Source organism: Streptomyces sp. H27-H1 (assembly GCF_026627445.1).
In the GTDB taxonomy this organism is placed as follows: domain Bacteria; phylum Actinomycetota; class Actinomycetes; order Streptomycetales; family Streptomycetaceae; genus Streptomyces.
The window spans coordinates 13,954-39,834 of sequence record NZ_JAPNLJ010000015.1 but is presented as its reverse complement, the minus strand read 5'-3'; the positions used below and the strand labels follow the sequence as shown (position 1 = coordinate 39,834).

The following is a 25,881-nucleotide window of genomic DNA, read 5'->3' as shown; positions in this document are numbered from 1 at the left end:
TTGCCGGCCGGTCACCGCGGCAGGTGCCGGGCGGGCGGGCAGATACTTCGGGAGGGTGCGCGACGGCGGACGGGAGGACCGGTCATGGCGGAACGGGCGAAGACGGGGAACGACGGTGGGGTGGAGCGTTCCGGCGGCGGGTTCGGCGGCGGCGCGGCTGACGCCGGGGTCTGCGGCGGCAACGGTGCTGCCCGCGCGGGTGCGGCGACGGCGGCGCCCGCAAGCGGTGGGAGCGGTGCCGGCGGCAACAACAACGACGACGGCAGCAGCAGGGGCGGAGGTAGCGACGGCAGCCTCACCAGCGGCCTGTCCCGTCGGCGGCTGGGGGCGCGGCTGCTGGCGCTGGGCGGCGTGCTCGTACTCCAGGCCGCGCTGCCCGGGTCCGTGGGGGCCACCGGGGGTCCGGCCGAGCGGCGCGCCCTGCAGGGGCTGCGGTTGCGGTACGGGTCCGCCCGCCAGGCCGGGCTGCTGGAGAGGCATCTCGAAGGGGTGGCGGACGAGGCGCGGCGGTTCCTCGGCCCCTCCCCCGAACACCCTTACTACGCCGGGGCCGTGGTCCTCGCGGGGCGGGGCCGCACCGTGGCGTTGCACCGGGCGATGGGCGACGCCGTCCGGTACCGCGACTACGACGGCCGCACCGACCGGGTGCGGGAGTTCCCGGCCGCCGAGCGCATCGCGATGGCCGAGGACACGGTCTTCGACCTGGCCTCCCTCTCCAAGCTGTTCACCTCCCTGCTGGCCGTGCAGCAGATGGAGCGCGGGCAGTTGGAGCTGGAGGCGCCGGTGAGCCGGTACTTGCCCGAGTTCACCGGCGGGGGCAAGGAGGCGGTCACCGTACGTCAGCTCCTCACGCACACCTCGGGGCTGCGCTCCTGGGCCCCCTTCTACCAGGAGCCGACCCGGGCGGGTCAGTTGAGGCTGCTGTGGTCGGTGAAGCCACAAGAGACTCCAGGGACGGTCTACCGGTACTCCGACCTCAACCTCATCGCCCTCCAGCTACTCCTGGAACGGATCACCGGTCACACTTTGGATCTCCTGCTCCACGACGAGATCACCGCTCCACTCGGGATGCACCGCACTCGTTACAACCCACCGCTCTCCTGGCGCCGGGTCACGGCCGCCACCGAGGTGCAGCGCCCGCCCTGGTCCGGGCTCGACCGCGGGCTCGTCTGGGGCGAGGTCCACGACGAGAACGCGTACGCCCTGGGCGGCGTCGCCGGCCACGCCGGAGTCTTCGGCACCGCCTGGGACCTCGCGATCCTCGCCCGCACCCTGCTCGACGGCGGGGTCTACGCCGGCAAGCGCATCCTGCGCCCCGCCTCCGTCGAGCTGCTCTTCACCGACTACAACACCGCCTTCCCCGGCGACGACCACGGTCTGGGCTTCGAGCTCTACCAGCACTGGTACATGGGCGCCATGGCCACCCCGCACTCCGCCGGCCATACCGGTTTCACCGGCACCTCCCTCGTCCTGGACCCCTCCACCGACTCCTTCCTCATCCTGCTCGGCAACTCCGTCCACCCCGTGCGCACCTGGCGGGCCGGCAGCGCCCCCCGCGTCGCCGTCGGCAACCGCTTCGCCCGCGCCGTCCCCGTCCGCACGAAGCACGGCGGCCCCGCCTGGTACTCCGGCATGGAGACCGGCGGCTCGGGCACCCTGACCCTGCCTCCCCTCACCCCGTCCACCGACGCCGCCCGGCTGCGCTGCGCACTGTGGTGGGACACCGTGCCCGGCGCGGGCGCGCTGCACGTGGAGGCCTCCGCCGACGGGCAGACCTGGGAGCCGCTCCCCTTCACCACCGTGCGCGCCACCGGCGGAGCCGCCGAACACTGGCAGGCCGGCTCCGTCGCAGGCTGGTCGGGCCGCATCTGGCACCGCCTCGAAGCCCCGCTCACCCCATGGGCCGGCCGCGAGGTCCGCCTCCGCTTCCGCCACACCGCACAGGGCCGCTATGTGGGCCGCGGGGTCTACGTGGACGTCCTGCGCGTCTCGGAGCCGGCCCGCCTCCTCTTCGCCGAGGACCGCCCCGCCGACGCATCCCGCATCGAAGCCACCGGCTGGTCCCGCTCGGCGGACTGAAACGGACTGAAACGGACCGAAGCGGCCCGCAACGGCAAGAGGCCCACCACCAGAGCGACGGTCTACTCAAGGGCCGCGTCGATCATCCTGCGGGTCACGGACGTCAGTTCGGTCAGGTCCGGCGTTGGGCGGGAGCGGGCGAGTGCGCCTGCCAGGCGGTCGTAGAGGAGTCCGTCGGTCCAGGCGACCAGGAGTTCGGCGGACTGCTCCGGACGGGCGGCGCCGAGTGCGGCGAGGATGCCGGCCGCGAGAGCCCGCGCGCCCTGGCCCGCTCGGTGGAACTCCGTCTCCAGCTCGGCGTTCCGGGCGGCCTCCAGGCTCAGTTCGAAGCGCGCCAGCTGTCGCGCCCGTCCGGTGGTCAGCCATCGGTGCAGCAGCGCGGCCAGCGCCGCCGCCGCGGCGTCCCGGTCCGGCGGCACTGAAGGGGAGCCTGCGTCGAAGTCGCCCAGGTCCAGCTCGGCCAGCCGCTGGTAGCAGGCGCCGATCAGCGCCGTCCTCGTGCGGAAGTAGTACGAGGTGCTGCCCGCCGGCAGCCCCGCCGCGCCGTCGACCGCCCGGTGGGTCAGGCCCCGCAGGCCGGCGGCGGCAACGAGGCCGATCGCGCTGTCCGCGATCAGGGTCCTGCGGTCGCTTCCACGCTCAGGGGAGTGCATGCCCGCACTCTACAGGTGTAGAGTGCGGGCATGTCATTCTCTACACCTGTAGAGGATGCGGGGTTGGGGTACGGGGAGGGAATGTCATGTCACAACGTCATGCGGTCCTGGCGGGTGCGGGGATCGGCGGACTCACCGCCGCGGTCGCCCTCCACCGCCGCGGCTGGCACGTCACCGTCTGCGAACGCGCGACCGCACCGTCCCCCGTCGGCGCGGGAATCGTCCTCGCCCCCAACGCCCTGCGCGCCTTCGACTCCATCGGCTTCGACGTCGCCCGCGCGATGGGTCGCGCCACCCCTGCCGCGATGGACCTGCGCCGCCCCGGCGGCCGCCGGCTGAGCCGCGCCGATACCGATGCGCTGACCGCCCGGTACGGCCGGCCCCCGCTCGCCGTGCACCGGCCGGCCCTCGTCGCCGCCCTGGCCGACGCGCTACCCGAAGGCGCCCTGCAGTACGCCACGGAAGTCAGCGGCGTCGACGACGCGGACGGCCAGCCGGTCGTCCGCACCTCGGACGGCGATCTCACCGCCGACGTCGTCATCGCCGCCGACGGCATCCACAGCGCGATCCGCCGCCGGTACTTCCCGGCCCACCCCGGCCTGCACTACAGCGGCGAGACCGCCTGGCGGACCGTCCTGGACGGCGGCGACGGCGGGCCGCCCGAGCGCGCCGCCGCCGAGACCTGGGGCCGCGGGGAGCGCTTCGGCGTCGTCCCGCTCGCCGACGGCCGCGTGTACCTCTACGCCACCGCGGTCGTCCCCGAGGGCTACCGGCCCGCCGATGTCCGCGCCGAACTCCTGCGCCGCTACGGCGCCTGGCACGACCCGATCCCCGCCCTGCTGGAGCACATCGACCCGGCGGCCGTGCTCCAGCACGACCTGTACGACCTCGCCGCCCCGCTCCCCCGCTTCCACCGGGGCCGGCTGGCCTGGCTCGGCGACGCGGCGCACGCCATGACCCCCAACCTCGGCCAGGGCGGCTGCCAGGCCGTCGAGGACGCCGCCGTCCTCGCGCACCTGCTGGACGGGGCCGACGTACCTGCCGCCCTGGCCGCCTACAGCGCGGCCCGCGGCCCCCGCACCGACGCCCTGCGCATCCGTTCCCGCCGCGCGGGCCGGGTCGCCGCGCTCACCCACCCCCTCGCGGTGGCCGCCCGGGACCTCGCCGTACGCGCCACCCCGGCCCGTGTCGCGCGGCGCGCCCTGGACGACCTGTTCGACGGGTTCGCGCTTGCGCGGTAGACCGGAACAGGGCCGTGCCCCGAGGCGTTGACGCTCGTTGTTGTGGTTCGTTGACCGTTCAACACGAAGGTGGCTGAGCCATATGACCGACATCGACTGGGACGACCCGATCGACCCCAAGCCCGGATGGACCCTGGACCACGTCAAGTTGTACGTCGGTTCGGACGGGGCCGAGGGGCAGTACTGGAACAACACGCAGACCCTGCTGCTCACCACCCTCGGCCGCAAGTCCGGCAAGCCGGTGCGTACTCCGCTCATCTACGGCGAGGACGACGGCCGCTACCTCATCGTCGCGTCCAAGGGCGGCGACCCCGCGGACCCGCTCTGGTACCGGAACCTCACCGAGCACCCCGAGGTCCGGGTGCAGGTCGGCCCCAAGATCCTCCAGGGCATCGCGCGCACCGCGACCTCCGAGGAACGCGCCGCCTTCTGGCCCTTGATGGTGAAGCACTGGCCCTCCTACGACGAGTACCAGACCAAGACCAGCCGGGAGATCCCGATCGTCGTGATCGATCCCAAGGCCTGAGCCGGGGCGACGACCCGGCGTCAGTGCCCCAGCACCGCCATCGCGGCGTTGTGGCCGGGGATCCCGCTGACGCCGCCGCCGCGGACCGCCCCCGCGCCGCACAGCAGTACGTTGCGGTGGGCGGTCTCCACGCCCCAGCGGCCACCCTCGTCGGCGTACGGCCAGGACAGGTCGCGATGGAAGATGTGGCCGCCGGGCAGGCGCAGTTCGCGCTCCAGGTCGAGCGGGGTCTTGGCCTCGATGCACGGGCGGCCGTCGGCGTCGAAGGCCAGGCAGTCGGTGAGCGGTTCGGCCAGGTGGGCGTCGAGCTGGGCGAGGGTCGCGGCGAGCAGCACCTCCCGCGCCCCCTGGTTGTCCTTCTCGAACAGCCGCGCCGGGGTGTGCAGTCCGAAGAGGGTCAGGGTCTGGTAGCCCTGCTCCGCGAGCTCGGGCCCCAGGATCGTCCGATCCGTCAGCGAGTGGCAGTAGATCTCCGAGGGCGGTACGGAGGGCAGTTCACCGGCGGCGGCCTCCGCGTGGGCCCGGGCGAGCTGCTCGTAGCCCTCCGCGATGTGGAAGGTGCCGCCGAAGGCCTCGCGCGGGTCCACGGAGGCGTCCCGCAGCCGGGGCAGGCGGCGCAGCAGCATGTTGACCTTGAGCTGGGCCCCTTCGGGGGCCGGCTGCGCCGGTTCCTCCCCCAGGAGTTCGGCCAGCGCCCGCGGCGAGGCGTTGACGAGGACCACCCGGCCGGCCACCCGGCCCTCCCCCGTCGCCGTCCGGAAGGTCACCTCGGCCGGGGACGTAGTGCCGTCCGTGTCGATGCGCAGCGCCTCGTGCCCGGTGGCGATCTCCGCCCCGGCCGCCAGCGCGGACGCCGCCAGCGCGTCCGTGAGCGCGCCCATGCCGCCGACCGGTACGTCCCAGTCCCCGGTGCCGCCGCCGATGACGTGGTAGAGGAAGCAGCGGTTCTGGGCCAGGCCCGGGTCGTGGGCGTCGGCGAAGGTGCCGATCAGCGCGTCGGTGAGGACGACCCCGCGCACCAGGTCATCGGTGAACTCCCGCTCGACCGCCCGCCCGATCGGTTCCTCGAACAGCATCCGCCAGGCAGCCTCGTCGTCGAGGCGCGCGCGCAGTTCCGTACGCGTGGGCAGTGGTTCGGTCAGCGTCGGGAAGAGCCGTTCGGCGGCCCGCGCGGTGGTCCCGTAGAAGGCGCGCCAGCTCTCGTACTCCCGGTCCGAGCCGGTCAGCCGCGCGAAGGACTCCCGGGTGCGCGCCCCGCCCCCGCCGACCAGCAGTCCGCCCGGGCGTCCGGCGCGCTCGACGGGGGTGTACGAGGAGACCGTGCGCCTGCGCACCGCGAACTCGAGCCCCAGCTCGCGCACGATCTTCGCCGGGAGCAGCGAGACGAGGTAGGAGTAGCGGGACAGGCGGGCGTCGACACCCGGGAACGGCCGGGTGGACACCGCGGCCCCGCCGGTGCGCCCGAGCCGCTCCAGGACCAGGACCGAGCGGCCGGCCCGGGCCAGGTAGGCGGCGGCGACGAGGCCGTTGTGGCCCCCGCCGACGATCACCGCGTCGTACACGTCGTGCCCAAAACCCCGCGAGGTCGTCATGGCTCTTGGTAACACACCTGGCCGAGCCGCTCCAGACAGTGCGCCTCGTCGGCGTGGGCCGCGACCGTGTCCGGATGGCCGTCGCCGAGCGACCGCTCGCGGATGCCGGAGAGTTCCCGGTAGAGCGGCAGCGCCTCGTCCCAGCGGCCCAGCCGGCCGAGTCCCACCGCGAGTTCGCGGCGGCTGACCAGCGTGTCGGGGTGTTCGGCGCCGAGCACCCGGGCCCGCGCCTCGCCCACCTGCCGGGCTTCGGACACCGCTTCCTCCCAGCGCTCCAGCCGCCCGAGGTTCACCCCGAGGACGTGCCGGGCCCGCAGCGTCTCCGGGTCGACGGCGCCGTAGGCGCGGGTCCGGTCACGGACCAGGTCCTGGAACAGTTCCAGGGCCTGGGCGGAGCTGCCGGTCCGGCCGAGCGCGATGCCGGCCTCGTAGCGCGCGGCCAGCGTGTCGGGGTGGTCGCGGCCGAGCACCCGCTCCCGTACGGCCGCGATGTGCCGGAAGGCCTCGAGGGCCTCCTCCCAGCGTTCCAGGCGGCCGAGCGCGTACGCCACCTCGTACCGGGTCAGCAGTGTGTCGGCGTGCTCCGCCCCCAGCACGGCCGCCCGGTCGGCTGCCACTTCGGCGGCGGCGGCGTGGGCCTCGGAGAAGCGGCCCAGGGCGCCGAGGGCGCAGGCCAGGTTGTGCCGGCAGCGCAGGGTGTCGGGGTGGATTCGGCCCACGGTCCGCTCGCGGGCGGTGAGCACCGCGCGGTAGCCCTCGTAGGCCTCCCGGTGGCGGCCGAGCAGGCCCGTCTCGTACGCCGCCTCCTGCCGCGCGGCAAGGGTGTCCGGGTGGTCGGGGCCGAGCACCCGGGCCCGCCCTTCGGCCACGGCGGCGTAGCCGGCGAGGGCCTCCTCGGTGCGGCCGGCCCGGCTGAGGGCGAAGGCCCGCGTGTGGCCGGCGTCGAGCGCGGCCGGGCCCGTGGGGGCGGTGCCGGGGCCGTGCGGGAACCCGTAGGCGGCGGTGAGCCGGGGGTCTTCGGCCGGACGCGGGCGTACGAGGGGCAGCGCCGCCGGGGCCGGGGCGCCGGAAGCCGTCACGGCGCGTGTTCTGGGGGCAGCGCCTGTCGGGGCCGGACCGCCCGGGTGCCGGACGGTCGGCTCCCCCATCGGGTGCTCCCCCATCGGGTGCTCCCCCATCGGGTGCTCTCCGCCCGGGTGCTCTCCGCCCGGACGCGCCGCCGTCCAGGAGCCGGTGAGGACGGCCCACTCCCCGCTCGCGGGACGGGTCTCGATGCCGGCCTTGCGTCCGGCGGTCATCCCCCCGGCCCACTCGGGCAGCGGCGGGTGCGCGCCGGGCGCCGCGCCGGGGCCGAGCCGGTCTTCGACGAGCCGGCGGTGCAGGTGGAGGGCGTCGCCCGGCCGGTCCTCGGGGCATTTGGCGAGCAGGTCGAGGACCAACCGCTCGAAGGAGACGGGCAGTTCGGGGCGGTGCTCCCGCAGCGGCACGGGCGCGGTGTCGCGGTGGCCGACCAGCACGGACCAGGAGTCGCCGAGGTCGAAGGGCGGGGCTCCGGTGGCGATCTCGTACAGGACGCAGCCGAGGGAGTAGAGGTCGCTGCGGTGGTCCACCTCACCGCCCGCGATCTGCTCGGGCGACATGTAGTGCGGGGTGCCCATGGCCATGCCGCCGCCGGTCAGTTTCGCGGTGAACCCGATGTCGGCGGCCAGCCGGGCGATGCCGAAGTCGCAGATCTTCACCGTGCCGTCGGTGAGCCGCATGATGTTGGCGGGCTTCAGGTCGCGGTGGACCACGCCCTGCTCGTGGGTGTAGCCGAGGGCGGCCGCCATCTGCTCGGCGATGTCGAGGACCACGTCCACGGGGAGCGGGCGCGCGTCGTTGTCCTCCAGGAGCTGGCTGAGGTTGCGGCCTTCCAGGAGCTCCATGACGAGGTAGAGGGGACCGCCGGCGGCACTGTCGTCGCCGAAGTCGTGCACGACGGTGACGCCCCGGTGCTGGAGGGCGGCGGCTACGCGCGCCTCGCGGCGGAAGCGCTCGCGCAGCACCTGGGTGAAGTGGGTGTCCTGCTCGGGCCCGATGGGCTTGAGGCATTTGACGGCGACCTGCCGGCCCAGCGACTCGTCGCGGGCCCGCCACACCTCGCCCATGCCGCCGCGGCCGATCAGGTCGAGCGACCGGTACCGGCCGTGGATCAGTCTGGACTCCGCCATGTCTTGAAGTCGCCCCCGTGTGTCGTGCTACGCCCTCCCCGGCCGGTCCAGTATGGCCGCTGATGTACGCAGTGTGTACGGCGCGGGGCGGCTCCCGGGGCCCATGCGGCGCATCGCTTTCAAGATGTGACCTGGAGGCAGCTGCCAGCGCAGACCTGCGGGAATGCTGCGCAGCAGGCTACCCGTGAGACGCAGGCGGCGGGTGACGCTGCGTGGGGCCGGTGCGGGGCGGCCGTACAGCTGGTGGGCGAACCCCGGGAGGGATCCGTAGGCGAGGGCGGCCAGCGGGGCCCACACCAGGTTTCGGCCAGGGACGAGGAGGGGGTGGATGGGCGGGGCGCACAGGAAGGCGTCGACGGCGCGGGCGTCGGGGCCTGCGGCGAGCTGGGGGCGGATCCGCAGGAAGTACGCGGCGAGGGCCGCGGTGTCCCCGGGCACCCCGGACGGGTCGAGGCCGACGAGCCGTGCGTTGACGCGGTTCTCGGCCACGTACCGGTCCGCCTGGGCGGGGCTGAGCGGGATCCCGGAGCGGCGCAGGACGTGCAGGAAGCTGTCGATCTGGGCGCAGTGGATCCAGAGCAGCAGCTCGGGCTCGTCCACACGGAACCGGGCGCCGGTGGCCGGATCGGTCGCCGACAGCATGCTGTGGATCTTGCGGACGCGGGCGCCGGCCCGCTCGGCGGCCTCGGTGGTGCCGTAGGTGACGGTGCCGACGAAGTCGGCGGTGCGCAGCAGCCGGCCCCAGGCGTCGCCCCCGCCGTTCTCCCCGCTGAACGCGGCGCTGTTCTCCATGACCCCGCGGACCGCGCGCGGGTGCAGGGCCTGGAGGTAGAGCGCGCGGACCCCGGCGATCCACATGATCGGGTCGCCATGGCACTGCCAGGTCACGGAGTCGGGGCCGTAGAGCCCCGGATCGGGACCTGTGCTCTCACCCATGACCGCTTCCTCCCCGTCGCTCGCTCGCCTTGGTGCACCGTGCGGGCTCTCCTTGCATTCCGGTGCACCCTGCGGGCTCTTCCAGCATTCCACCGAACGGCCGCACGCACGCGCGGATGCGCCACTAGTGCTGTGGCCGGGAAGGTTTGCCGGGTCGCGGTGTCCGGTGCGGTGCATCGCAAGGCGGAGGGCCGAGGCTCGTACTGGACGTACTTGCCCGGTCCGACAACGCCGCGAGGTGCCGTGCCGGGCGCCGCGACACGGTGAACCTTCCCGGTCACAGCACTAGGCTTTCCCGCCGGCGGACCGCACCCGCCTCCCTCGGGACGCGGAGGCACGGTCATGCGTACGGGACAGCTCGAAGGAAAGGTCGCCGTCATCACGGGCGGTTCGGCCGGCATCGGTCTGGCGTCGGCCCGGCGGTTCGTACGGGAGGGCGCCCGGGTCTTCGTCACCGGAAGGCGGCCCGAGGAACTCGCCTCGGCGGTCCGCGACCTGGGCCCGGACGCCGTGGCCGTCCGCGGTGACTCGTCCCGCGTCGCGGACCTGGACCGGCTCTACGCGGCGGTCGCGGCCGCCGGCTGCGAGGCGATCGACGTGCTGGTCGTGAACGCGGGCGGCGGCCCGGCCGGCGGTTTCGCCGACGTCACCGAGGAGCAGTTCGACGCCACCTCGGACCTCAACTTCCGGGGCGCCTACTTCACCGTCCAACGGGCCCTGCCCCTGCTGCGCGACGGCGCCTCGGTCATCCTGCTGGGCTCGGCCGCCGGCTCCTCGGCGTCCACCCGGTACGGGGTGTACGCCGCGACGAAGGCGGCCGTACGGTCCCTCGCGCGCAGCCTGGCACTGGAGCTCGCGGGGCGCGCGATCCGGGTCAACACCCTCAGCCCGGGGCCGATCGACACCCCGGCCCTGGCCGATGCGCCCGCGTCCGTACGCGAACGGGCGACCGCCGGGGTCCCCCTCGGCCGGGCCGGACGCCCCGAGGAGGTCGCCGCGGCCGCCCTGTTCCTGGCCTCGGGGGAGAGCAGCTTCATCACCGGGATCGAACTCTTCGTGGACGGCGGAGCCGGCCAGGTGTGAGCCCCGCGCACCCGCCGAAACGCCTTGACCAGCGGATTCGTATGGCTGAAAGTAGCGCTACTGATCAACTGGGGCGGGAAGCATGACGCACGACGAATACGCCGAACGCTGCGAGGAACTCTTCGCCGTGGGCGGTTTCGCAAAGGTCCGGGAGCTGGCCGAATCCGCGCTGTCCGAACTCGGACCCGATCCGGTGCTCTACCGGTGGCTCGGCCTCGCACACGCAGCGGAGGACGAGGACGACCACGACACCGAGGCGGAGAAGGCCTACGAGGCCGGGCTCGCGCGGTGGCCCGACGACCTCGGACTGCTCGTCTCCTACCTGGAACTGTGCCTGCGGGCCGACGGCTGGACCTACCCCTGGCGCACCGATGGGGCGGTCCGGCTCAAGGAGCGGATCGCCGAGCTGGCTCCGGCGGGGTCGCCCGAGGCGGCACGGGTGGAGGCGGTGCTCGGCCGGGCAGGGCGTAGCTACTGGCAGGACGTACGGGAGCGGGCCGTCGGCGCGCGGGCCGAGCGGGCCGCCCTGACGTCCCACAGCGCCGACGTCGCCGAAGCACTGGAGCGGGGCGGCCGGGTGGCGGCCGCCCCTCCCGAGGACCTGCGGGCCGCCGAGGTGGCGGCCGCGCTGGAACTGCTGGCCGGCCCTTGGCGGGCCCCGCTGCGCCTCATGGTCCGCCACCGGGTGGCCGCGTACGTCGCCACCTTCGTGCTGGTCCTCGCCACCAACAAGGCGCTGGTGCTGAGCGGGGCCGTCTCCTTCAGTCTGTGGGGCTGGATCTGGTACGCGCCCGTCCTCCTGGCCGACGCGAAGCTCAGGCAGGCCCGGCGAGTGGCCCGGCAGCGGGTGATCAGCGCGATGGAGACCCGGCACGCCGAGTCCGCTGCGCACTAGGCCGTCTCTTTCCCGCCCGGGGCCCGCACCCCCGGAACGGGCAAGGGACGCGTGGCGCGTGCGCCGTCGGGCGGCTGCCTGGCACCAGGAAAAAGGTCTGCGGATCGTCCGGGGTCAGTGCAAGATGACCGGGTGCTCCGGGAGTCGACCCGGACGAGAACGTGCGGTGTTTCGAGCGGTCGGAGGCGGCATGGCCAAGGAATTCCAAGTGACTTACGACTGCGCCGATCCGGGCGCCCAGGCGGCGTTCTGGGCTGCGGCGCTGGGCTACCGCCTCCCGGCGCCGCCCGAGGGCTTCCCCGACTGGACGGCTGCGCTGACGGCGCGGGGTGTACCGCCCGAGCACCACAACGACCGGGCTGCCATCGCGGATCCGGACGGCAAGGGCCCGCGGGTGTTCTTCCAGAAGGTCCCGGAGGGCAAGACGGCGAAGAACCGCTTGCACCTGGACGTCCGCGCGGCGCCCGGCCTGACCGGCGGCGAGCGGATGGCCGTCCTGGAAGAGGAGGCCACCAGGCTGGAGGCGCTGGGAGCGAAGCGGCAGTACCGGCTGGAGCCCAATGACCTGGACGAGGGGATCATCGTGATGACCGACCCGGAGGGAAACGAATTCTGCCTGGACTGAGGGCAGGGCCCCGGCTGCGAGAAGGTTCCGCAATGACCGCTCCCGTCGTACTGGAAGCCGCCGGCACGCCGACCGCTCCCGCTCTCGTCCTTCGCCCCTGGTCCGCGCAGGACGTTGCCGAGCTGGTCGAGGTGTACCGGGATCCCGAGCTGCGGCATTGGGCGAGTTCTCCTCTGGACGACGAGGACGACGGACTGAGGTGGGTACGGGATCAGGAGCGCGCCTGGGCGGCAGGCCACCGGTTCGGCTTCGCCGTCCTCGAGACGGCCCCGGTGGGGAGCCGCCGCGGCTCGTGGGCAATGTGGTGCTCAAGGAGGTCGCGGCCGGCAAGCCCTCCGCCGAGGTCGGCTACTGGACGGCAGCACGGGCCCGCGGGCGAGGCGTGGCCCCACGGGCCCTGGAAACCCTCACCGCCTGGTCCTTCGACGCATTCCGGGCGGAAGGTCTGGAGCGCCTCGAACTCCTCCACCAGGTCGACAACCCGGCATCCTGCCGCGTCGCCGAGAAGAACGGCTACCGGCTGGACCGGACCCTGCCCGCGGCCCCTCCCTCGTACCCCCTCGACGGCCATCTGCACGTACGGCGCGCGGCCGCCTGACCCCGCCCGGGCAACGCCCGCCCCGGCCTGCGCCTCGCGCGGCCGGCCAGGTGCGCGCCATCCGGGCGAGGCGCCGGGCCCGTTGGGCATGGCTCCCGGGACGGCGGCGGCCCACGGCGGATGCTGATGCCTCCAGCCGCAGGAGAGGCCCGTGAGTGATTGCGACCCCCGAGTGACCCAGAGGCCGACGGCCGGCGCGGCAGGCGAGGACATTCCCGCACCCGGAGTCATCGGCATCGGACTCGCCGCGGTGCTGACGTTCGCGCTCGCCCAGGGCTCCTGGCAGTGGTTCGCCACGTTCATCGGCGTGACGCTCATCGCCGTGATGTTCGCCTTCCAGCGACGGACGCGGTGGACGCCGGACATCCGCTCGGCGTATGTACGAGGGCTGGTGGCGTACGCGCTCGTCGTCGGTCTGTGCGTCGCGGTAGCCCTCGCACCCTTGCTGCAGCGGTGGTCCTGGCTGTTCCCGATGCCGGGTACGCGCGACAAGTGCGAGCTGATGGGCAGGTACGAGGCCCTCCAGGTGAAGGCCGCACTGGGAAGCCTGGCCGGGGGCGACGGCGCGGCCCTCGCGTTCGCTCAGGATGTCCAAGCCGGTAAGGCCGTCGCCGAGTGCCTGGCGGCCACGACGACTCTGTGGCTGCCGGTGTACGGCGTGGGGGCGGCGGCCTTGGTGGGGGCGACCGCCTGGGTCCACGACCGCGCCCGGGCCCGGCGGGGCCGATCGGCGGCTGAGGTACCGGAGTTGGGGTCGTAGCTCAGCGACCGGGATTACCACGGCGTGGCCGAGCCGCATCAGCGCTGCACGGGCCGGGGCCGGCATCCCCGCCGGTGACCGGACCGTACGGACCGGACGGACCGGACGGACCGGACGGATCCAGGGGCAGCAGCAGCCCCCGGTAACGCTGGGCGCACACCGCCCCGGCGGCCTCGGCGAACGCGTCACCAGGTCCCGTACGGTCCACGGGAGCGGACGTGAAACCGGTGAGCTTCCGGACGCCGCGGCCGGCCACGTGGCCCGCCGCTGCGTCCCGGAGGTCAGCGCACCGGCCCCCAGCAGCTGCCGGGCGTTGCGGGTGGTGGGCGAGCGCCAGGTGTCCGGGGAGCCGGGAACAGGTGGCCCGGCCGCGGGGCGGTACGAACACCGCGGCGCCGCGCTCGTCGAGGGCCCGCCACGGTTCCTCGAAGCGTGCGGCGCCCCGGTAGATCCGGTGGTGGTTGCTCTCGGCCGCGAGCCCGTCCGCTCCGAGCACGTCCAGCGCGTACGAGGCCTCCTCCAGCGCGCCTTCGACATCGGGCAGCGGGAGTGTCGCGAAGTGACCGACGCGGCCGGGGTGCGCCTGGCCGAGAGCGGCGGCGAACTCGTCCATCAGCTCCAGGTGCCCCGCCGCGCTCCACCGGGGCCGGCCGGGCATCCCGTCCGGATCAGTGGCCAGTAGTCAGCGCTCGCTGCGGTGCGGCGCGCCCGACCGCAGATCGGCGAGCACCTCGCGCGCCGCGCGGGAACCGGACGCGAGCGCGCCCTGCAGGGAGCCCGTTGCCCGGTGGTCTCCGCAGACGTACCGGCCGGGGGCGATCCGGGTCGTCCGGGACAGTGCCGGCGACGGGGGCATGGCGGGGAGCGCGTCGCGGACGGTGACGCGGTGGACGGGCTGCCAGTTCGAGGTGTCCGCGCCGTACACCTCGCCGAGTGCGGCGAGTACGGCCCCCTCCTGCGCCGGGCCGGGCGCGCCGAGCACGGAGGTCGAGACGAGCGAGCGGCCGTCCGCGGCGTATCCGCGGTGGAGTTCGGTGAGCACGCAGGTGTTCAGGAACCGGCGCCGGGCGTCGATCACCAGGGTCGGTTCCGTGAGCGGCGAGCGGTCGACCGCGTGGTAGAGGGTGGTGACCGTACGCGGGGAGCGCCCGGTGTCGAGTCCGGGGAGGAGCCGCGCCGCGGCCGCCGACCCGGTGGCGACGACGACGGCGCGCGCGGGCAGCTCTCCGGCGCCGGTCAGGGCCAGGCCCCCGGAGGTCAGCGCGGCGACGGGGCTGCCCGTGCCGAGGACTCCGTCGGGAAGGCCCGAGGCGAGCTGCGCCGGTACGGCGCCGATGCCGTTCGCGGGCAGGCACAGCGTGCCGCGCAGCATGCTGCGCCAGACCAGGTGGAAGTAGCGTGCCGAGGTGTCGAGTTCGTCTTCCAGGAAGATCCCCGACAGGAAGGGCCGGAAGAAGGTCTCCGCGGCCCTGGATGAAAAGCCTGCGGCAGCCAGGGCGGCGCCCGTGGTGGTGTCGGGCCGGGTGCGCGGGCGGACGGCGGGCCCGAACATGTCGCGGGCCGAGAGCAGGCCCAGAGCCGCGAGGTCGCGGGCCGAGAACAGTCCGCCGGGCAGCATGTCGCGGCTCGCGCCGGGGCGGCGCGTGGGGTCGGTGATCCGGCGCAGTCGGCCGTCGACGTACACCAACAGCCCCGGGGTAAAGGCCCGCAGTTGCAGCTCTCGTAGGTCGAGACGGCGTTTGACCTGTGGATAGGAGGTGTTGAACACCTGGAATCCGCGGTCGGTGGTGAATCCCGCGACCCGGTCGACCCGCACAGACTAACCCGGACCGGACCCGTACCCGTCCGCGCAGCCACGAGCCTCCCCTGGACGCCAGGTACTCGGCCAGCAGGCGGCTTCCCGCCTCGTGGGGGCGAACGATCATGACGGAATTCGGCTCCTCGATGTGCTCGGTCTGTGCCTCGGACCCGCAATGGGTCCGACTGCGGAAGGAACCTACGCAAACTGCGTGTTCAGTATCCATAACCGTGCGAGCCGTCGAGCCGTCGGTCCGTTCGGCAGCATCAGAGGCCCAGGGCGGTCCTCAACCGGTCGGGTGTGGTGAACAGGTGCCCGCGGATGCCGAGGGCCCGGGCGGCGGCGATGTTGTCCTCGCGGTCGTCCACGAAGAGGATCCGGCCGGGTTCGAGTCCGAGTGCCTGACAGCACCACTGGTAGGCGCCGGCCTCGGGCTTCGCGTGGCCGATGCGGCAGGAGAAGCCGAGTACCGCGAAGTGCTTCAGCCAGGCGTAGCGGTTCTCGTAGTAGGCGGCCAGCTCTTCCGGGATGTTGGAGAGCAGGGCGATGTTCCGGCCTGCGTCCGCGAGCTCTCCGAGGAGGTCCACCATAGACGGGTCGACGGCGCTCCAGCTGTCCAGGTCGGCCTCGATCAGGTCGGCGATCCGCGCCGAGCCGAAGGCCGTGCCCAGCCTCCGGGCGACGGTGCGCCAGTACTGCACCCCGTCCACGTCGCCGCGGTCGTAGGGCTGGCGCAGTTCCCAGTACGCCTCCCAGAAGGACTCCGGTGCGTGGTCCGCGACGGCCACGAGACGGGCCTTGCCCTGGGGGGACTGGTGGCGGGCGATCACGCCGAACATGTCGAACAGCACGGTGTCCATGGAGGGGGTCATACCTTTCGTACGGTCACACCGGCCGCGGCCAGTGCTTCGATTGCGGCACCGGAGGCCGATTCCTCGGTCACGACCGCGTCCAGTGCGGACAGCGGTGCCACGTGGGCCAGGGCGGTGCGGGAGAGCTTGCCCGCTTCGGTGACGGCGATGACGCGTCGGGAGGAGGCGATCGCCGCTTGCTTGATCGCGGCGTCACCCAAGTCGTAGGCGGTCAGGCCGTCTTCGGCCGTCAGTCCGCAGCAGCTGATCACCGCGGTGTCGAACCGCAGCGCGGAGAGGGAGGCCAGCGCCAGGGGGCCGGTCAACGCCAGCTCTCCGGGCCGTGGCTGACCGCCGGGGATCAGCAGCGTCAGCTGCGCACCGCCGGTCAGGGCGTTGGCCGCGTGCAGGGACAGCGGCATGACGGTGAGCCTTCGGCCGGCGAGGGCGTGCGCCACCTCCAGGCAGGTGGTTCCGCTGTCGATGACGACCGACTCGCCGTCGGCGATCAGGGCGGCGACCTCGGCGGCCAGCCGCCGTTTGACGTCCACGCCCTCCTGGGCCCGCAGCGCGAAGGGGGGCTCCTCGCCGCGCAACAGCAGGCTCCGGGCGCCACCGCGGAACCGCTCCAGGACCCCCTGTTCGGACAGGGTCTCCAGATCACGCCGGATGGTCATCTCCGAGCAGCCGGTCAGGGCCGCGAGCTCCGCCACGCTCAGCTGGTCGGCCGCACGCACGGCCTCGGTGATCTGCTTCAGTCTGTCGATACTCACCATACCCACATCGAACAGGATTGATGTTCGAAACGCAACTTACGAACACAGATGATGTTTGTTACGGTCGCAGTATGCATCGTCGACCTCCCTCGGCCGCGCGTCTGGCCACCTTCACCTTCTTCGCCCTGAACGGCTTCGTCCTCGGAATGTGGATCGTCCACATCCCCGCGGTGGAACAACGCACCGGAATCACCCACGCGACGTTGGGCTGGCTGCTCCTGCTGCTGGGTGCGGGCGCGTTCATCGGCATGCAGGTGTGCGGGCCGCTGACCGACCGGCTCGGCGCCCGCCGCATCGTCCCGGCCGGCGCGGCCCTGTGCAGCGCGGCCCTGGTCCTGCCCGCGCTGGCCACGGACGCCTGGACGCTGGGGGGCGCCCTCTTCGTACTCGGCCTGGGCAACGGCTGCCTGGACGTCGCCATGAACACCCATGCCGTACACGTCGAGCGCGCCTACGGGCGTCCGGTGATGTCCGCCTTCCACGCCGTCTTCTCCCTCGGCGGGGTGGGGGCCGCCCTGGCCGGCGCCGCCGCGATCGGATGGGGCTGGGGCATCACCCCGACCCTGACGGGAGTGGGCGCCGCGGGGCTCCTCGTCACGGCACTCGCCACGACCGCACTCCTGCCGCCCGAAACCGCGACTGCGACCGCGACCGCGACTGCGCCCGACAAGGACACCTCCGGCGCTGCCGGGCGCCGTACCCCCCGACGCGTGTGGGCTCTGGCCGTACTCGCCCTGATGCTCATGCTCTGCGAGGGGGTGGCCAACGACTGGAGCGTCCTGCACCTCAAGGACGTACTCGACGCACCCGCGGCGACGGCGGCCCTCGCCTACGGAGCCTTCGCCGCCGCCATGACCGTCGGACGGCTGCTCACCGACCGGCTCGCCGCACGGCGGGGCCCGGTGTTCGTCGTCCGCTGCGGGGCCGGCCTCGCAGCCCTCGGCCTGAGCGCAGCGGCCCTCTCCCCCACCATCCCCCTGGCGTTGGCCGGATGGACCCTGTTCGGCATCGGCCTGTCCGGCTGCGTCCCGCAGTTCTTCAGCGCCGCCGGCCACATCGATCCGGAAGCCTCCGGCGTGAACGTCTCCCGCGTCGCGGGCCTGGGCTACCTCGGGATGCTGGCCGGACCCGCCGTCATCGGACCGCTCACCCACTTGATGCCGCTGAACCTCACCTTCTTCCTGCCGGTCGCGCTCTGCCTGGTCGCGGCAGCCACCGCCGGCGTGCTCCGCCCCGCCCCGGGCACCCGGGAGCAGCCCTCACCGCAGACCGCATCCGCCTGATCCCCCGCGCACCCAGCCCCGGACCCTGTCGGTGCATCCGGTCATCCGGGTATCCGGGCTCCGGGCATCCGGTTCGTTCAGGTCTTCGCCAGTTCGGCGGCGCCGAAGGAGACGTCGAAGCGGTCGCACCAGATGGTGACGCTCGTGTAGTCCGACAGGTTCACGTCGGCGGGGATCTCGTAGTTCTGGTCGCCCTTGTTGCCCTTGAGCTTGCCCAGGCTGACGTACTTGCCGTCGTCGAAGACGCGCCAGCCGGCCGTGCCCTCCTTCACCGGGGCGTCGGTCAGCCAGACGCGCAGGTCGGGTCCGTTGCTCGTGTCGAGGTTCTCCAGGCGCAGGGTGCGGGAGCCGTCGGGGAGGCGGATGAGCTTGGCCGTGCCGGTGGTGGTGTGCTCGTGGCTGATGAGCCCACCCTGGCCGAGGGTCTGCGGACCGGTCTGCGCGGGCGGGGTGGCCGTCTCGGTGCCGCTCGGCGCCGGGGTCCCCGGGGACGCCGAGGCCGCCGGAGCGAGTTGGGCCGTCGGCAGGGTCTCGTTGACCGTCTCGTTCTGCCAGAGCTTCCACGGCTGGAACCAGTACAGGCCGAGGCCCAGCAGTGCGACGGCCGGGACCAGCAGACCGGCGAGCAGCCCTCCGCGCTTCTTTCCGATTCCCATGCCGGCTCCCTCGTTCTCACCCTCGACGCGATCGTCCGATCCGTCACGGACAGTCAACGTCTTGGGAGCCCGCGGAGCCATCCCATCGCTGATGACGAATGTCTTACGGCCGGTCGGTCACGGCGGGCCGGTCGCGCCTGTAGCGCGCCCGGCCCGCCGCCCCGGAGCGTTCGGCGACTCAGGTCTGGCACTGCTTCGTGGACGCGGGAGACCAGCCGCTCCAGACGCCACCGTCGGCGCGGGCATGTACCCGGATCTCGACCTTCACTGGGCCGCACACCCGGGTCGTGCTCCCCACTTCGACGGGTCCGATGGCCTGGCCCGCACCGGCGTAGGAGCGGCCGTTGCCGAGCTTCTCCCAGTGCCCGCCGTCGACGACACGGAAGAACGCCTCGTACGAGATGTTGAGGCCCTTCGTTCCGGTGTTGCGCGCCTTGATGTACGCGGTGATCTCGCGGGTGGGAAATCTCCCGGCGGATCCGCGCTCGGCACTGATGCAGCCGTTGACGGCCACACGGCCGGTCGACACGCCTCCACCACAGGCGACCGCCGCGGCATGGGCGTTGGCCGGGATCGTCAGCACGGTGAGCGCGACTGCGCCCAAGATCGTTCCAGTGCGCCTCAAACGCAAAGTTCCATACCCCTCTTCGAGTCCGTTTCTCCTGAAGAACCATGGCCCGCCTCGGGGTACGACGAGGAGGGTCTCATCGGGTCCTTCACCCCAACGGGTGTAGCGAGTGGCGTACATGAGCCTCAAGCAGACGCTCCCCGTCGCCGTTCCGTTGAGTGGCACGACCGGTGCCCGGCCGGGGCTCGCTTCCGCACGTGGAGGGAGCCGGGTCCGGCCCCGGGCCCCGCCGGAGGATCGGCGGGCCGGTCGACGGCGTACGTCCCGGCGGGCCGCTCCGCCGCCCGTGCCATCTCACGGCAGATGGAGGGCGCGAACCTGACCGGCCGGCCTCGCGGCCGCAGCCCCTCCGCGCGTAACCGGCCGGACCGGCGACGCACCGACGTCACCGCCGTCATCGGCACTCGAGCAGGCGTGTCCGCCGTCGCCGACGTCGGCGGGATGCGCGCCGGCCCGCACCCATCGCGGGCGCGGGCCGGGGTCCGGCGTCGTACGGTCGGGGCGGGCCGGCCAAGGCGGCCTTGGTCCCGGTCCTTAGTGGGGGGCGGAGTGGGTGGCTCGGGCGTGGGCGGTCTCGAAGCGGTGGAAGGCCGCTTCCTGGCGCCACTCGACCTGGGCCTTCGGGCTGGCGGCCAGGAAGCCGGCGCACCGCTTGCCCGGGTGTTCGGCGCCCGGGCGCTCGTCGGAACACGGCCCGGTCGGCCGGTAGCCGGTACGGACGTTACGGTTCCACAGGCCGCGGCCGGGCAGGAACGAGTGCTCCAGGGAGGCCCGGGCGAGGTCCCTCAGCTCCGGGTAGCCGAGCCCGTACATCTCGGCGGCCCGGCGGTACTCGTCGGTGATCTCGATCCGGGACACGCCCGGGTCGTCGGTGGCCAGGACGACCGGGACGCCGTGCCGGCGGTAGGTGGCGAAGGGGTGCGCGTCGCCGGAAACGCGCAGGATCTGCTCGTTGCTGTGGAAGGGGACCTCGACCGCGATCCGCCGCTCGGCCATGTACCGCATGAGCGACTCCCAGCGGTCCTCGCTCAGGACGGACACTCCGTGCCCGATCCGCTCGGCGCGGCCCGTCTGGGCGGCCTCCCTGATGTGGAAGGTCAGGTCCTCCGGCTTGACCAGGCCGGGCACCAGCTCACCCGCGTGCAGGGTGATGTGCGCCTTCGGGTACTGGGTCTTGAGGTAGTTCAGCATCCGCATGTGCAGGCGGTAGTCGCGCAGGGCGACTTCGCCGTCCTCCGGCTGCACCAAATTGACGGCGACGAAGCGCGGGTCGCGCTCGGCCAGCCGCATGCCGAGCGCCATCTGGGTGAACACCCGCTCCGGGGTGCCGAGACGGGCGACCTGGGAGATCCAGCGGTACGGCAGGGAGCAGGCGGGATCGGGCGTCTGGGTGTCGCAGTGCGCGGTGCTACGGAACTCCGCGTCAGTGGCGTCGGCGTCGGCGCGGGCCTGCCGGACGACCGCGTCCAGGCCGCCCTCGGCGAGGATCTTGTCGTGCATGCGGTCGAGGTCGGCGTCGTAGCCGACCCGGTCGGCGAGGGCACGGGCCGGTCCGGAGGCCGGGGAGACCATGGTCTCCAGGTAGAACTGGTTCTGCCGGGCCGCGGTGTTGGCGACCTCCGCGAGCATCCGGCCGGGGTGGCGCCAGGTCACCTCGCCGAACTTGCCGAAGGTGTCGAAGAAGTGGTCGTGGCCGTTGCCGTCGGCCGGAAAGTCCTGCATCGACCAGGCGCGGATGACCTGCCGGCGGAACGCGGGGTCGGTGACGGCGTCGGCCGCGGGGCGGGTACCGGGTCCGCAGGGCGGGGGTACCGCGGTGGTGGTGTCGGTGGTGATGCACAGGCCGTCCCCGGCGCCGAGCTCGATCAGGAACTCGGTGGTGACGGCGCCGGACAGGTGGTTGTGCAGGTCACCCCCCTTGGGGAGCTCGGCGAAGAACTCCCCCGACCGGGCCGGGCCGGGGGCGGCAGGTGCGGCGGGAGCGGAAGCGGCGTACGCGGAGGCGGGTGCGAGCAAGGCCAGGGCGGAGAGCGCACCGATCAAGTGAGATGGGATCACGGCCACATGGTGGTGACCCGAGCCCCCCGACGACGGCATGCCGGGCCGGGCGCCGCCCGTTGTCACCCGAGAGGCTCCCCAGAGGATCGTTCCTCCTGCCGGAGACCGGCCGCGGCGAGCCGTGTCCGGGGACGGCCCGCATTCTCCTCGACCCTCGAATCGGTGCGGAGAATCTAACCCTTCGGGCGCTCGCCCCCGTTCTCGAACGGCCCAGCGCGCGGGATTCGGTGATAGAAGAACCTTGCCCCCGCTTCCGTGACGGGTCTCATCGTCCACCCCTCCCGGGAGCGTCAATTCCGCACGCGCACAGGAAGGTTCAAGGCAGACGATGTATGCGCGCCCCGACGAGGTCCGTCATCTGCACACGCTCGGACCGCACGGCACCAATCTGGAAGCCGCCTCGCACGAATGGCTGAGCAGGCGGGGCATCGACGGGACCGTCGAGCTCCACTCCTCCATCGAGTCGGCGCTGGAAGCCGTACCGGATGACGGACGGCACGCGTTGACCGCCTGCGCCGTCTACCCCACCCTGCACACCCTGGTCTTCTCCAACCTGCACCGGCTCCACATGATCGACAGCTTCGTGATGCCGACGCACAGGATGGTCCTCGCCAGCAGCGGAACACCCGTTCCGGCCACGGTCGCCTCCCACCCCGCGCCCGAGGGGCTCGTGCCGGAGCACGCCGAGATACGCGAGGTACTGAGCAACTCCCAGGCCGCCAGGGACTGCGCCGAGGGCCTCGTCGAGGGATGCGTCACCACGATCGTGGCCGCCGAGAACAACGGGTTACGGGTGCTGCGGGACTTCGGCCCCGTGCCGATGGTCTTCACCGTCCACCAGGTACTGACCGTCCGGCCCGGAGCCCGGGAGCCGCTCACCGCCGGATCCGGCGGAGCCGCCGGGACATCCGGCGCCACCGGACTCGCCGGGGTCACGGGAGTCGCCCGATGAGTACCGGTCGATTCCTCCCCCAGCCGGCCCCCGTGTCCGCCGAAGTCCGCTCCCAGGCCGACGCGTTGACGGCCTCCCTCATCCCGATGGTGAACCGCTTCCGGGCCCGCCAGGAGGACGACGGGACCGTTGCCGCCCCGACCGCCGAGGATGGCGCCCTGCTGGGCCGGATACGCGACGAGGCCGCGGCCTGGTACCGGGCCAACGGCCTCGCCGGGCAGGCCGACGCCCTGGTCGCGGACGTCGACGGCTGGCTGGCGGCCGGCCTTGGCGCCCGCCCCCACTTCGCCCGCTCCCGCGACGCCCTGCGGGTCCCGGCCGACGGAGAGGTCGTCTTCTTCCTCGCCCCGCTCCAGAGCACCAACAGCGCCCCGCCCGCGGGCAAACGGCTCGACTGCTTCCTCGCCCTGCGCAAGGAGCCCGCCGCCCTCGCGGCCATGGCGGGGGACTTCCCGCACCCGAAGAACAACTGCCAGTCCCTCGTCCTGGTCACCGGCAGCGCCGGATTCACCCTCGGGTCCTGCCTCGTCTTCTTCCCGGAGAACGTGGCGGCGCACGACAAGGTGACCGACCAGCCGTACGCCATGTTCTTCTACAACAAGATGCGCAGGATCCACGAGACGTACGCACTGCCCGCCGCCGAGGCCGTGCTGACTCCGGACTCCCTGCCGCGGGCCTCCACCGGCCTCGCCGCCGACGCGTGCTTCGAGGCGCGCGCCATCTGGGGCTACCTCCACGACTCGATGCACTACCAGGGCCTGTGGCCGTTCGACGAGAACATCTCCCTCAAGATGAACTGGTTCGTCGGCCTGCTGGAGGAGATCAAGGTCGACGCGAAAACCGTGCTCGCCTGTGCCGACAGCGCGCTCGTCCCCTTCGCCGACGAGCAGATCGACATGATCCTGCTGGAGCGGGTGTTCCGTTACCCGCAGGCCGAGGACGCCACCCGCAACTTCGACTCCGGCACCGGTGTCTTCCTCTACTCCTGGTTCCGCGAACACGGCGCCCTCGTCGGCTCCCCCGCGGACGCCGGCTTGCTGCGCCTGGACCGCGTACGGGCCCTGGAGGCACTGCGCGCCTTCGTGACCACCGTGGAGAAGCTGGAGGCCGAGGTCACCGACGAGGACGGCTACCGCGCGGCCGCCAAGGAGCTGGTCCGCCGCTACCTCCCCGAGGGCGAGCCGAAGCAGCGGTACTCCTTCACCGCGGACCAGCTCGTGCTGCGCCGCGCCAAGAGCCGGCTCGACCGGCTGCCGCCGCTGGACTTCACCCGGGCCCAGTGGTGAGCCCGACCGCGCCCGGCCGCGGCGGCCACCTGGTGGTGCCCGTCCTCGCGGTGTGCATGGTGGTCCTGCTCGCCACGGGCTGGCTGCTCTCCGGGCACCTGGTGGCCGGAGTTCCCCCGCTGGCGGTGGCGGCGGGGCGGACCGCCGCGGCCTTCGGCGTCATCGTGCTGATCGCCGCGCTGACCCCGCGCGGCCGCACGGGAGTACGTACCGCCGCGGCCAGGCCCCGTACCGTAGCGGTCCTGGCATTCCTGGGGTTCTTCGCCTATTACACGGGAACCCTGCTCGGCACCCGGTACGTGGGCGCCTCCCGGGTCGGGCTGATCGTCTCGCTGCTGCCCTGCGTCACCTTCGTCATCGGCTACTTCGCCTTCCGCGAGCCCTCCTCGCGCCGCAAGGTGGCCGGCACGGTGCTCGCCGGCGCCGGCACGGTGGGATTCCTCCTCGCCGACGGAACGGCGGGCGGCGGAGGCGGGGGCACGGGCGGCGGGACCCTGCTCACCGGGGGCACCCTCGCCTTCGGAGGCACCCTCGCCTACGCCCTGTACGGCTACGTCTACCGGCAGCGCATGTCCGATGTGCCCGCGCTCGCGGCCCTGCCGGCCGTCACCGGGGCCGCCACGCTCATGCTCGGTCTCACGGCCGTGGTGTTCGTACCGCTCGGGGCGATCTCCGCGGCCGACTGGGGCGGGGTCGCCGTGCTCGGCGCGGTGCTCACCGCCCCGGTCTTCCTCATCTCCCACGAGCTGATCCTGCGCAAGGGCCCGCTGTTCACCTCTGCTCTGGGGCTGGCCGTGCCCTTCCTGGTGCGGCTCGGGGAATGGGCGCTGGGGTCGGCCCGCGCGCCGGGCCCGCTCCCCGTCCTGCTCATCGCCGCTTCCGCCGCCGGCGTGTGGCTCACCGTGGGCGCCCCCCGGCGCCTCCCCGCCACCGAAACCGCGGAGTCCGCCGCACTGTTGGGGTCCACCGAGTTCCCGGAGTCCACCGGACTCCAGCAGTCCGCCGAACGATCTGCCGCTTGCGGCCGTCCCGACCGCCCCTCCTCCGCCCCCGCGGAGGCCCTCCCGCCGAGGAACCACCTGTGACCGCCTCCCGTCCCGTCCTCGTCCTGCTCTACCAGCGCGTCGGCCTGCCCTGGCTCTTCGAGAGCGCCGCCCGCGCCGGCATCGACCTGGTCCTCGTGCCCCGGCCCGACGAGGAGGTGGACCCGGACCGGCTGCCCCCGGCCGTCGTGGAGCTGCTCGCGCTCGACCCGGTCGCGGACCCGGCCCACGCGCTGGAGACCCTCCGCAAGCGGCACGCGGCCACTCCCTTCGACGGGATCGTCACCCTCTACGACCCCCTCGTGCCCTTCGCCGCGCAGGTGGCAGAGCTCCTCGGGCTGCCCGGCATCGGACTGGACGTCGCACGGGGTACTCAGGACAAGCGGGTGACCCGTGAGCGGCTCGCGGCGGCCGGGCTCAACGTGCCGCTGTTCGTACGCCTGGACCCGGCGGACGACCCGGTCCAGAGCGTGGCGGCCGCCGGCCTGGCCTACCCGGTCGTGGTCAAACCCGCCCTCGGCATGTCGAGCCTCGGAGTGACCCGGGCGGACTCCCCCGCCACCATCGGGGCGATCGTGGCGGAGGTGCGCAGGGTGTCCGCCGGCATCGCGGACGGCGGCGCGGGCCTGCTCGTGGAGGAGTACCTCGACGGTCCCGAGTTCGCCGTGGAGTCCCTCGTCCACGAGGGCCGGGTCCAGATCCTCGCGATCGGGTTCAAGGGCGACCCGCAGGGCCCGTACTTCGAGGAGAGCGTCTACCGGGCCCCGGCCGAGCTGCCCGAGGCCGTCCGCGCCGAGATCGTACGCGAGGTAACCGCCGCCCACGCCGCACTCGGCGTCGCCGTCGGCCCCACCCACACCGAGCTGCGTCTGCGCGGTGGTCGCGACCCGTACCTGCTGGAGATGGGGGCGCGGATCGGGGGCTCCGGCGTCTCCCACTACATCGCCGAGGCGGTCACCGGCATCGACTTCGCCGGGCAGGCACTGCGCCTCGCGGCGGGACTGCCGCCCGCCCGCGCCGTCGAGGCGGGGCTCACTGAGCCCGTCGCGGCCGCCGCCAACTACATCGTGCCGTGCGGCGGGCACGGCACGATCACGGCCGTCCACGGCATCGACGCACTGCGGGCCGACGCGCGCGTGGACCACGTGGTGCAGATGCTCGTCCCCGGTGACCTGGTCCGCCCGTACCCGGACTTCACCGGCTATCCGGCGTTCGTCCTGTCCCGGCACGCGGATCTGTCGGAGGCGGAAGGGTTCCACGCCCATCTGGAGGTGGCCGTCCGCATCGACTACGCGCCCGGGCCGGGCCCGCAGGACGCCTCGTGAGCGCCGCTCCCTTCGACGGCCGGCTCC

General features: G+C 73.2%; 23 protein-coding genes and 1 pseudogene. 13 read left to right on the top strand and 11 right to left on the bottom strand.

The features are described 5' to 3' along the window. Positions 1-84: 84 nt before the first annotated feature. Positions 85-2,079, top strand: a complete 1,995-nt coding sequence (locus tag OTB20_RS18150) for a serine hydrolase (RefSeq protein ID WP_267818747.1) — start codon at positions 85-87, stop codon at positions 2,077-2,079. Positions 2,080-2,141: 62 nt separating this feature from the next. On the opposite strand, the gene OTB20_RS18145 is transcribed toward OTB20_RS18150, so the two are convergent. Then, positions 2,142-2,732 carry a TetR/AcrR family transcriptional regulator gene (locus tag OTB20_RS18145; RefSeq protein ID WP_267818745.1) on the bottom strand — a complete coding sequence of 197 codons (591 nt, stop codon included), beginning with the start codon at positions 2,730-2,732 and terminating at the stop codon, positions 2,142-2,144. Positions 2,733-2,818: 86 nt separating this feature from the next. Here OTB20_RS18145 and OTB20_RS18140 point away from each other — a divergent pair, with 86 nt between their 5' ends. Next, positions 2,819-3,973, top strand: coding sequence for an FAD-dependent monooxygenase (locus tag OTB20_RS18140; protein WP_267818744.1), 1,155 nt, complete (start codon positions 2,819-2,821; stop codon positions 3,971-3,973). Between the two features lie 82 nt (positions 3,974-4,055). Next, on the top strand, positions 4,056-4,499 hold the full coding sequence (locus tag OTB20_RS18135; RefSeq protein ID WP_267818743.1) for a nitroreductase family deazaflavin-dependent oxidoreductase: 444 nt from the start codon (positions 4,056-4,058) through the stop codon (positions 4,497-4,499). 20 nt (positions 4,500-4,519) lie between these two features. Here the strand turns inward: OTB20_RS18135 and OTB20_RS18130 are convergent, their stop codons facing one another. From OTB20_RS18130 to OTB20_RS18120, 3 genes are read right to left on the bottom strand one after another with little or no spacing between them, the layout of a single operon-like run. Then, the gene (locus OTB20_RS18130) at positions 4,520-6,091 is read right to left on the bottom strand and encodes a phytoene desaturase family protein (protein WP_267818742.1); all 1,572 of its coding nucleotides are present in this window, start codon (positions 6,089-6,091) and stop codon (positions 4,520-4,522) included. Beyond that, positions 6,088-8,301 carry a serine/threonine-protein kinase gene (locus tag OTB20_RS18125; protein WP_267818741.1) on the bottom strand — a complete coding sequence of 738 codons (2,214 nt, stop codon included), beginning with the start codon at positions 8,299-8,301 and terminating at the stop codon, positions 6,088-6,090. The genes OTB20_RS18130 and OTB20_RS18125 overlap by 4 nt, the downstream gene beginning before the upstream one ends. Before the next feature lie 27 nt (positions 8,302-8,328). Further along, on the bottom strand, positions 8,329-9,237 hold the full coding sequence (locus OTB20_RS18120) for an oxygenase MpaB family protein (RefSeq protein ID WP_267818740.1): 909 nt from the start codon (positions 9,235-9,237) through the stop codon (positions 8,329-8,331). A 342-nt stretch (positions 9,238-9,579) separates the two neighbouring features. On the opposite strand from OTB20_RS18120, the gene OTB20_RS18115 reads away from it, so the two are divergent. From OTB20_RS18115 to OTB20_RS18095, 5 genes and pseudogenes are all read left to right on the top strand, one after another. Beyond that, positions 9,580-10,320, top strand: coding sequence for an SDR family oxidoreductase (locus OTB20_RS18115; protein ID WP_267818738.1), 741 nt, complete (start codon positions 9,580-9,582; stop codon positions 10,318-10,320). An 82-nt stretch (positions 10,321-10,402) separates the two neighbouring features. Beyond that, a complete protein-coding gene (locus OTB20_RS18110) occupies positions 10,403-11,215 on the top strand; it encodes a hypothetical protein (protein WP_267818736.1) in 813 nt (270 codons plus the stop codon). A 190-nt stretch (positions 11,216-11,405) separates the two neighbouring features. Then, positions 11,406-11,840: a VOC family protein gene (locus OTB20_RS18105; RefSeq protein WP_267818734.1), complete on the top strand. Its 435-nt coding sequence runs from the start codon at positions 11,406-11,408 to the stop codon at positions 11,838-11,840. 32 nt (positions 11,841-11,872) lie between these two features. After that, positions 11,873-12,438 (top strand): annotated as a pseudogene (locus tag OTB20_RS18100) (GNAT family N-acetyltransferase). A gap of 151 nt (positions 12,439-12,589) precedes the next feature. Further along, the gene (locus OTB20_RS18095; RefSeq protein ID WP_267818732.1) at positions 12,590-13,198 is read left to right on the top strand and encodes a hypothetical protein; all 609 of its coding nucleotides are present in this window, start codon (positions 12,590-12,592) and stop codon (positions 13,196-13,198) included. A gap of 1 nt (position 13,199) precedes the next feature. Here the strand turns inward: OTB20_RS18095 and OTB20_RS18090 are convergent, their stop codons facing one another. The 4 genes from OTB20_RS18090 to OTB20_RS18075 all read right to left on the bottom strand — a co-directional run bounded on the left by OTB20_RS18090 (position 13,200) and on the right by OTB20_RS18075 (position 16,623). Continuing rightward, positions 13,200-13,856 (bottom strand): amidohydrolase family protein, encoded by a 657-nt coding sequence (locus tag OTB20_RS18090; protein WP_267818730.1) that lies wholly within the window; start codon positions 13,854-13,856, stop codon positions 13,200-13,202. A gap of 24 nt (positions 13,857-13,880) precedes the next feature. After that, positions 13,881-15,014, bottom strand: coding sequence for an FAD-dependent oxidoreductase (locus OTB20_RS18085; protein ID WP_267818728.1), 1,134 nt, complete (start codon positions 15,012-15,014; stop codon positions 13,881-13,883). 248 nt (positions 15,015-15,262) lie between these two features. Beyond that, positions 15,263-15,856: an HAD family hydrolase gene (locus tag OTB20_RS18080; protein ID WP_267818726.1), complete on the bottom strand. Its 594-nt coding sequence runs from the start codon at positions 15,854-15,856 to the stop codon at positions 15,263-15,265. 8 nt (positions 15,857-15,864) lie between these two features. Next, positions 15,865-16,623 (bottom strand): DeoR/GlpR family DNA-binding transcription regulator, encoded by a 759-nt coding sequence (locus tag OTB20_RS18075; protein ID WP_267818725.1) that lies wholly within the window; start codon positions 16,621-16,623, stop codon positions 15,865-15,867. A 71-nt stretch (positions 16,624-16,694) separates the two neighbouring features. Between OTB20_RS18075 and OTB20_RS18070 the strand changes: the two genes are divergently transcribed. Further along, positions 16,695-17,906: an MFS transporter gene (locus OTB20_RS18070; protein WP_267818724.1), complete on the top strand. Its 1,212-nt coding sequence runs from the start codon at positions 16,695-16,697 to the stop codon at positions 17,904-17,906. Between the two features lie 77 nt (positions 17,907-17,983). Here the strand turns inward: OTB20_RS18070 and OTB20_RS18065 are convergent, their stop codons facing one another. From OTB20_RS18065 to OTB20_RS18055, 3 genes are all read right to left on the bottom strand, one after another. Then, positions 17,984-18,562 carry a DM13 domain-containing protein gene (locus OTB20_RS18065; RefSeq protein ID WP_267818723.1) on the bottom strand — a complete coding sequence of 193 codons (579 nt, stop codon included), beginning with the start codon at positions 18,560-18,562 and terminating at the stop codon, positions 17,984-17,986. A gap of 178 nt (positions 18,563-18,740) precedes the next feature. Beyond that, entirely contained in the window at positions 18,741-19,166 is a 426-nt protein-coding gene (locus OTB20_RS18060; protein ID WP_267818722.1) for a hypothetical protein, read from the bottom strand. A 558-nt stretch (positions 19,167-19,724) separates the two neighbouring features. Further along, positions 19,725-21,287, bottom strand: a complete 1,563-nt coding sequence (locus OTB20_RS18055; protein ID WP_267818981.1) for an adenosine deaminase family protein — start codon at positions 21,285-21,287, stop codon at positions 19,725-19,727. 289 nt (positions 21,288-21,576) lie between these two features. Between OTB20_RS18055 and OTB20_RS18050 the strand changes: the two genes are divergently transcribed. Genes OTB20_RS18050 through OTB20_RS18035 form a run of 4 tightly spaced genes read left to right on the top strand, consistent with a single transcriptional unit; the run spans position 21,577 to position 25,854 of the window. Further along, positions 21,577-22,200, top strand: coding sequence for a bacilysin biosynthesis protein BacA (locus OTB20_RS18050; RefSeq protein ID WP_267818720.1), 624 nt, complete (start codon positions 21,577-21,579; stop codon positions 22,198-22,200). Further along, the gene (locus OTB20_RS18045) at positions 22,197-23,486 is read left to right on the top strand and encodes a DUF6421 family protein (RefSeq protein ID WP_267818718.1); all 1,290 of its coding nucleotides are present in this window, start codon (positions 22,197-22,199) and stop codon (positions 23,484-23,486) included. The genes OTB20_RS18050 and OTB20_RS18045 overlap by 4 nt, the downstream gene beginning before the upstream one ends. Further along, a complete protein-coding gene (locus OTB20_RS18040; protein WP_267818716.1) occupies positions 23,480-24,571 on the top strand; it encodes a DMT family transporter in 1,092 nt (363 codons plus the stop codon). Before OTB20_RS18045 ends, OTB20_RS18040 begins: the two co-directional genes overlap by 7 nt. Continuing rightward, positions 24,568-25,854, top strand: a complete 1,287-nt coding sequence (locus tag OTB20_RS18035; protein WP_267818714.1) for an ATP-grasp domain-containing protein — start codon at positions 24,568-24,570, stop codon at positions 25,852-25,854. Before OTB20_RS18040 ends, OTB20_RS18035 begins: the two co-directional genes overlap by 4 nt. The last annotated feature ends 27 nt before the right edge of the window (positions 25,855-25,881 follow it).